This window comes from Streptomyces sp. IBSBF 3136, assembly GCF_036815105.1.
GTDB lineage: Bacteria > Actinomycetota > Actinomycetes > Streptomycetales > Streptomycetaceae > Streptomyces.
In genome coordinates, this window is the sequence record NZ_JAJSZC010000303.1 from 1 (window position 1) to 7551 (window position 7551).

Here is a 7551-nt window from a genome sequence, read left to right on the forward strand (position 1 = left end):
GGGGGGGGCGGGGGCGGGGCCGGGGCCCCGTTCAGGCAGATCCGGGCCGGCCTGGGGGCGGGGGGCCGCACGTGGGTGCCTTCGCTGCCCGCTTCAGGGCTTCAACACCCCGCCGAAGCCTCCGCGTTACGGCGTCCGACCTGGCCTTTTGACTCCCGTCGTTCCTATCATCGTCTCTCGGCCGGAAAGGGGGCCCTAATGGACCGGACCGTACGCACCGTCGAAGACGTTCTCGCGCTCCTGGACGCATGGTTCGCAACCGGATCCGACGCCGGCCACCCGGCGCCCAGCAGCGGTGAGGATTTCTGGGACCACTTCTATGCCGACCGGTCACGGCCCGTCCCGTTCTTCGTGGCGAAACCGGACGAGAACCTGGCCGCCTACCTGGACCAGGGACTGATCGCTCCCGGACGGGCCCTGGACCTGGGGTGCGGGCCGGGCCGCAATGCCGTGTACCTCGCCTCGCACGGCTTTGAGGTGGACGCCGTCGACCTCTCTCACCTGGCCGTCGCCTGGGGCGAGGAGCGGGCCCACGCGGCCGGAGTCGACGTCCGCTTCCTGTGCAAAGACGCTTTCGCCCTGCCCGTCACCGAGTTGAGCGGCCCGTACGACCTGGTCGTCGACTCGGGGTGTTTCCACCACCTGCCGCCGCACCGCCGCGTCAGCTACCTGGCCCTCCTCGACCGCGTCCTCGCCCCTGGCGGCCACCTCGCCCTCACCAGCTTCGCCGCCGGCGAGGGCGGAATGGGGTCACACCTCACCGACGCCGACCTCTACCGTGAACGCCGGCTGCAGGGCGGCCTCGCCTACACACCCCGATCGCTGCGCTGGATCTTCTCCGACCTGGCAGAGGTCGAACTGCGCCGCATGCGGGAACAACCGCCCCACTCGCCCCTGTTCGGGATGCCGTTTTTGTGGACCGCGCTGTTCCGCCGGAGTGCGACCGCCTCAGGCGACGTCCGCCCTGTGCACGACCGGCCGTAGGTGCTCGTCCCGGGCATCCTCCGGTCCGCCGCACGGCCGCGGCGGCCCACCCGCCCCCGCAGCCGTGTCCCAAACGGCTGCGGGGGCGACCGTGACCCGGGCCCTTCGCGTTTTCCGCGCACCATCGGCGTCGAGACGCGGTGCGTCACCGGGCCGCCCGACCGTGCCCACACCGGCCGCCGCCGGCGGCGGTCCACCGTCGGCTGCCCAGCCATCCCCAGGGCCGGCCGGCAGGCGGGCAGCCGGCCGGCGGGCAGCAGGCGGCCGGCGGGCAGGCGGACGGCAGGCCGGCAGGCGGCAGGCGGCAGGCGGGCAGCCGGCCGGCGGGCGGCCGGCAGGCGGCAGGCCGGCCCACCGTCCCCCCGGGGGGCGTCGTGGGTGGGCTCGCCGCCAGGCCCCCGGCGTCTGCCGGTGTCAGCTGACGTCCTCGCAGGGCAGTCCGACGGAGGTGTAGGTGCCGCCGGACAGCTCCCAGCCCTCGGCGCAGGTCTGGCCACTGCCCCGGCCGGACCCCGCGACGCCCGGGTAGGCGCTGTCCTGGCCGTTGACCCTCATGTTGGGGCCCCACACGTTGATGTGACCGTAGAACCGGCTGGAGCCGCTGTAGTAACCGCTGGTCGTGTAGCCGGAGGCGTTGCCGGTCACGTTGATGCACACCTTGTGGTTGCATCCGTGGGCGTTCTTCGACCGGGCCTCACCGCCCACCCGAAGACACACGTCCTTCGCGCAGGTCCAGCCCGCGCCGGGCGCCTGGGCCGCCTGCGCGGCCGAGGCGGCCGTACCGCTTGCCACCACCAGACCGAACACCGCTGCCGCGACAAATACCGAACGCATCAAGCCTCCCGAGTGAGTGTGTGCCGGGCCCGACCGTCGCCGGGCCCCGGCTCCAGGGATAGCCGGACTTTTTTGTTCGGTGTCCGCGCGGGGGCGGTGAACAATCAATCGCACAACATCCAAGGGCCACCCCGGCCCCAGCCCGCCCGGTCCGTGACGGCTCGCTGACCACCGCTTCTCCAGGAGGGCCCCCGTGCTGCACGCGGATGGACCACCGGGTGCACCGGACGGGTCGTCCTGCGAGGCCGACAGCCTCCCTTCATGGACCAAAAGAGAGGACAGGGCGCGCATCGGTGCCGATCCAGGTACGGCGGGACTGGGATGCCACGCGAACCGTGGCCGCCCCTGCCCCGAGGGACGAAAACATCCCCACCGAGGTCGAGGAGAAAGAAGTCCCCCCCGGAGGCCCTCCCCGCCGACCTGATCGCCCGCAGCTCCGGCTCACCCGAGTCGTACGCCGCACTCCCCGCCCACCAGTAACGCCGCACTCCCCGCCGCACTCCCCGCCCACCGGAAAAAGGGGGGCTCGCCCGGTCCCGGGAGGAGCGGCCCGGGTGGGTGAAGGAAGGGGAGCCGGGGGCGGCAGCGTGGCCATTGCGTGGGTCCTCTCGGGACGAGGCGGGCCCGCCCCGGATGGACGGCCCCTCACCTCCTCCGCGACCTCCGGCGCGGCCCGGTCAACCGCGTCCGCCGCTATGCGGTCATCCCCCCGGGCCCGGGATTCGCCGCCGGTTGCGTCATCCGCTTCACCCACGCCGCCCAGGCCGGCTCGACCGTACGCGGGGCGCATCGACGGCCGCCCGGTCCGCATCCGTCTCCCCGGTGACCCGCTCAACGGCGGCTACCTCACTGCGGAGCTTCTGGACTGCCGCCTGCAGCCGGGCCGGGCCGCCGGTCCTGATTGGCCACCCGCGTCGATCAACGCGCCGTCGACGTCGAACAGGACAGCGAACAGAGAAGTGGGGGATCCAGTTCCCGTCAGGACATGCAGCCGGGCCCGGCGTCTTCGACACCGGGCCCTACCGACTCTTATCCGACGAATCACACGTCAGTTGCCATTGCCATTGCCATTGCCGTTGCCGTTGCCGTTCCCGTTCCCATTGCCGTTCCCGTTCCCATTGCCGTTTCCGTTCCCATTGCCGTTCCCGTTGCCGTTCCCGTTGCCGTTCCCGTTTCCGTTCCCATTGCCGTTCCCGTTGCCGTTCCCGTTCCCGTTGCCGTTGCCGTTGCCGTTGCCGTTTCCGTTCCCGTTGCCGTTGCCGTTCCCGTTGCCGTTCCCGTTCCCGTTGCCGTTCCCGTTGCCATTGCCGTTTCCGTTCCCATTGCCGTTGCCATTGCCGTTTCCGTTCCCATTGCCGTTCCCATTGCCGTTTCCGTTCCCATTGCCGTTCCCATTGCCGTTCCCGTTGCCGTTCCCATTGCCGTTCCCGTTTCCGTTGCCGTTGCCGTTCCCGTTCCCGTTGCCGTTGCCGTTCCCGTTGCCGTTGCCGTTGCCATTGCCATTGCCGTGGCCGTGGCCGTGGTCGTGGTGGCTGTGAGCGTGGGCGGTGGCGTGTGTCATCGGCGCCGCCATGGCGGTGGTGGAGATGGAGATGCCGCCGGCGGCCAGCGTGGTGGCAGCGGCCAGCATGAACAGGCGTCGCGTCTTCGAGGTGAGAGTCATGGGAATTACCTTCCGGTGATTATCGGGGCATCGCCGGTGATTTCCAGGCGATGCGGGGAATACCCGGTACGAGTGAACCCTTATCTCTATTAAGCACCGGCATCCGGCGGGGGTCACGTCACGCGATATCGCTACCGAGAAATCGGGACTTGACAAACGAAAAAAGCCCCCTTCCCCCCTTCCCTGACCTCGGTAAAACCGGGTCCTTCGCGTGCAGGTAACACGCAGAACTGGCTGTACGGCGTGACCCTTGGGCCACGCCGTACAGCCAGTTTCAAATCGTGTGTCTTTCTACCGGTCACCCGCCACCGGCATCACGCACTCAGCTCGCCGCGTTCGGACCTGCAATACCGGTGTTGCCGTTCCCGTTCCCGGTGCCGTTGCCGCTGCCGTTGGGGTTGCCGTTGCCGTTGCCACTCCCGTTCCCGCTGTTGTTGCCCTGGGTGTTGGTGTTGGTGTTGGTGTTGTTGATGATGACGACGACCTTGCCACCGCCTCGCCCGCCATGGCCGCCGCCGTCGTGGTTGCCGTGACCGTGGCCGCCATGGCCGCCGCCGTGGTTCCAGCTACCGTGGCCGCCCTGCGGAGCCATCGACACGATGGTGCCGACGTGCTGAGGCGCCGCAAACGCACCCGTCGGGATCAGTGCACCACCGGCCGCCAGTACGGACGAAGCAGCCAGCATCACGAAACGACGGGAACGAGGAGAGCGAGCCATGAGAATCCTCCGGAAAGGAATAGAGAGAGTTTTTGATCGGACACCGGAAAAGAGACCTTCCCGGGCGACCCGTGGCCCTGAGCGAATATCTCGCCCTGGCCGCTGGAGCCGATGTATCCATTAACCCCGCCGCGCCGCGCCCCGTCATGCGACTGCAAGTCGTGACTTGACCGATGCGCGATCCCGCGGTAGCAGGTCTCTCCGGCGACCCGGACGGCGTACGCGCGCCAGGTCAGGCCAGATCAGGTCGGGTCGGGTGGGGTGGGGTCGGAAGGTGGCCGTCGCGTCCCGGGTGGCGGTGACGGTGGGGGGACGCTTGCCGGCGCGTGCGCCGAACACGAGCAGCCGCCGGACCCGGCCGCACCGGACGGTGACGAGAAAAGGGGGCCGAAAATCAGCGCCGCGACGCCGGCGGCCTCGCCCGGGCGGGGACACTTGTCGCAGAACAGGCCGAACCCGGGGGAACAGGCATGCCGCGCAGAGAGTCACCGCTTCCCGAGGGCGACGGCCCGGTGGTGCGGTTCGCCGCCGGGCTGAGGGAACTGCGCCGGGCGGCGGGTGGGCCCTCCTACTACGAACTCGCGGCACGCGCGCACTACTCGGTGGCGACGCTGTCGAGCGCGGCCGCGGGCCGCAGACTGCCCTCGCTCGAGGTGACCCGGGGCTATGTCCTGGCCTGCGGCGGCGACGTGCGGCGGTGGGAGGCCCTGTGGCACACGACGGCCGCCGACCTCGCCGCAGCCGCCCGGAGTACGGCACACACCCCCGCTCCCCCAGCGGATCCGGTCGACTCGCCCTACCCGGGACTGGCCTCCTTCGGCTCGGGGCAGAGCCGGTTCTTCTTCGGGCGCGAACGCGTGATCGAGCAGCTGCGCGGGCGGCTGACGCAGCAGCGGTTCATCGCCCTGTTCGGCGCGTCCGGGGCGGGGAAGTCCTCGGTGCTGCACGCGGGGCTGTCCCCGTCCCTGCGCGGTGAGGGCCGCATCGTCCTCACGCTCACCCCGGGGGCCCGGCCGCTGGAGGAACTGGCCGTACACCTGGCGGCCCCCGCCTCCAGCACGCCCGGCCGCCTGCTCGAGGAGCTGCGCGCGCATCCGGGAAACCTGCACCTGCTCCTGCGTCAGATCGCCACCGCGCAGACCGGGCCGGCCGAGGTGGTCCTCGTCGTCGACCAGTTCGAGGAACTGTTCACCCTGTGCACCCGGCCCGAGGAACGCAACCACTTCATCGACGCGCTCCTCGCGGCCACCCGGGCACACAACAGTGCGTGCCGCGTCGTGCTGGGCGTCAGGGCGGACTTCTACGCCCCCTGCATCGCCCACGCCGAACTCGCCCGGGCCCTCGACGCGGCGATGGTGACGCTCGGGGCGATGGACGGCGAGGAGCTCCACCGGGCCATCTGCCGGCCCGCGCAGGCGGTGGGCTGCCGCGTCGAGGGGCGGCTGCTGGCCTACCTGATCGCCCAGGTGCAGGGCAGTGCCGGGATGCTCCCGCTGCTCTCCCACGCGCTGCGGGAAACCTGGCGGCGCCGCCGGGGCACCGTGCTGACGATGGAGGCGTGCCGGAGCGCGGGATGCATCGAGCACGCCCTGACCCACACCGCCGAACGCTTCTACCAGGCACTCAGCGCCCGGCAGCAGGACGCGGCCCGGCACCTCTTCCTGCGGCTCGTCGCCGTCGGGGAGGACGTCAAGGACACCAAGCGCCGCATCACCGGCTCGGAGCTGTCCTGCGATCCGGACACCGCGGCGGTCCTCGAACGCGCCGCCGCCGCACGGCTGATCACCGTGGACGGCCGGCACGTGGAACTCACCCACGAAGCCCTCATCACCGGCTGGCCGCGGCTGGGCGGATGGCTGGAGGAGGACCGCGAGGTCCTGCGCACCCGCCGGCAGCTGACCGAAGCGGCCGCGACCTGGGCCCACCTGGAACAGGACCCCGGCGCCCTGCTGCGCGGCACCCGACTGCGGGCGGCCCGCCCCCTGGCACACGCCAAAGACGCCGGACTCACCGCACGCGAGCAGGCCTACCTCCAGGCGAGTCTGGCCGCGCACCACGCGGAGGCCGCGGCCGCAACCCGCCGCAGACGCGTCCGGCGACTACTGACGGCCGCCTCGGCGGTACTGATGGTGATCTCCCTGACGGCCTGCGTGCTCGCCGTGCGCGCCGGCCGACAGGTGGCCGCCCAGCGCGACGAAGCCGTCGCCCGCAACGCGAGCACGCAGGCCACCGGCCTGTGGCACCGCTCCCCGGGCCTCGCCGCACAACTCGCACTGGCCGCCTACCGGCTGCGGCCCGGCCGACACAGCCGCAACGCGCTCCTGAGCACACTGATGTCCACCTGGCAGGCACACCGGGCCGAGATGTACGCCCTCGCCACCCCACCCACCCCACCCGCCGGCCCCGGCGGGGCGGGCGGCCCCGGCGGGGCGGGCGGCCCCGGCGGCAGCATCCTGGCGACGGCGGGCCGGGACCGCACCGTGCGCCTGTGGGACATACACGCCGCACGCCACCCCCGCCAAACGGCGGTGCTCAGCGGCCACCGTAACGCCGTCTACGCGCTCGCCTGGCGCCCCCACAGCCCCGTACTGGCCAGCGCGGGAGCCGACAGAGCCATCATCCTGTGGGACACCACCGACCCACACCACCCGCGCCGGCTCGCCACCCTCCACCCCCACACCCACACGATCCGCGCGCTGGCCTTCAGCCCCTCCGGACAGAGCCTCGTGAGCGCCGGCAGCGACGGGGACGTAGTGCTGTGGAACACCCGCTCCGTCACCCATCCCGCCCCCGGCGCCCGACTGCCCGGCCACCACGACGAGGTCCGATCGGTGGCCTTCAGCCCCGACGGACGACTGCTGGCCAGCGCGGGAGGCGGCGACCAACGCGTCATCCTCTGGGACACCACCTCCCCCACCCACCCGATCCGCCGCGCCGACTGGCACCCGCACACCACCACCGCACTGTCCGTGGCCTTCAGCCCGCGCGGCGCCCTCCTGGCCACCTCCGGCGGCGGCGACCGGCCCGTGAAACTGTGGCGCCTCACCCAGCCACGCCACCCGGTCCTGCTCACCGCGCTCGACGGACCCACCGACGTCGTCGGCGACGTCCACTTCAGCCCCGACGCACGACTGCTGGCCGCCGCCAGCGACGACCGCACCGCCCGGATCTGGCAAGTGACCTCACCCCGCCGACCCCAAGAACAACTACTCCTCACCGGCTTCACCACCGCAGTCCTGGCACTGAGGTTCACCCCCGACGGACAACAACTCATCACCGGCGTGTTCGACGGAACCACCCACACCCTGCCCACCCACCCCGACCGGCTCCTGCCCCGGGCATGCGCCCACAC

At 71.5% G+C, this 7551-nt stretch carries 5 protein-coding genes; 2 read left to right on the plus strand and 3 right to left on the minus strand.

Annotated elements, in window-relative coordinates; translation table 11 throughout:
• Nucleotides 1-198: 198 nt before the first annotated feature.
• The gene (locus V7E45_RS36845; RefSeq protein ID WP_333778641.1) at nucleotides 199-984 is read left to right on the plus strand and encodes a class I SAM-dependent methyltransferase; all 786 of its coding nucleotides are present in this window, start codon (nucleotides 199-201) and stop codon (nucleotides 982-984) included.
• Between the two features lie 414 nt (nucleotides 985-1398).
• Here the strand turns inward: V7E45_RS36845 and V7E45_RS36850 are convergent, their stop codons facing one another.
• From V7E45_RS36850 to V7E45_RS36860, 3 genes are all read right to left on the minus strand, one after another.
• A complete protein-coding gene (locus V7E45_RS36850; protein ID WP_333778642.1) occupies nucleotides 1399-1818 on the minus strand; it encodes a hypothetical protein in 420 nt (139 codons plus the stop codon).
• Nucleotides 1819-2866: 1048 nt separating this feature from the next.
• Nucleotides 2867-3481, minus strand: coding sequence for a hypothetical protein (locus V7E45_RS36855; RefSeq protein WP_333778643.1), 615 nt, complete (start codon nucleotides 3479-3481; stop codon nucleotides 2867-2869).
• 322 nt (nucleotides 3482-3803) lie between these two features.
• Nucleotides 3804-4199: a hypothetical protein gene (locus V7E45_RS36860; RefSeq protein ID WP_333778644.1), complete on the minus strand. Its 396-nt coding sequence runs from the start codon at nucleotides 4197-4199 to the stop codon at nucleotides 3804-3806.
• Between the two features lie 470 nt (nucleotides 4200-4669).
• On the opposite strand from V7E45_RS36860, the gene V7E45_RS36865 reads away from it, so the two are divergent.
• On the plus strand, nucleotides 4670-7551 hold a 2882-nt coding region (locus V7E45_RS36865; RefSeq protein WP_333778645.1), incomplete at its 3' end, for an nSTAND1 domain-containing NTPase.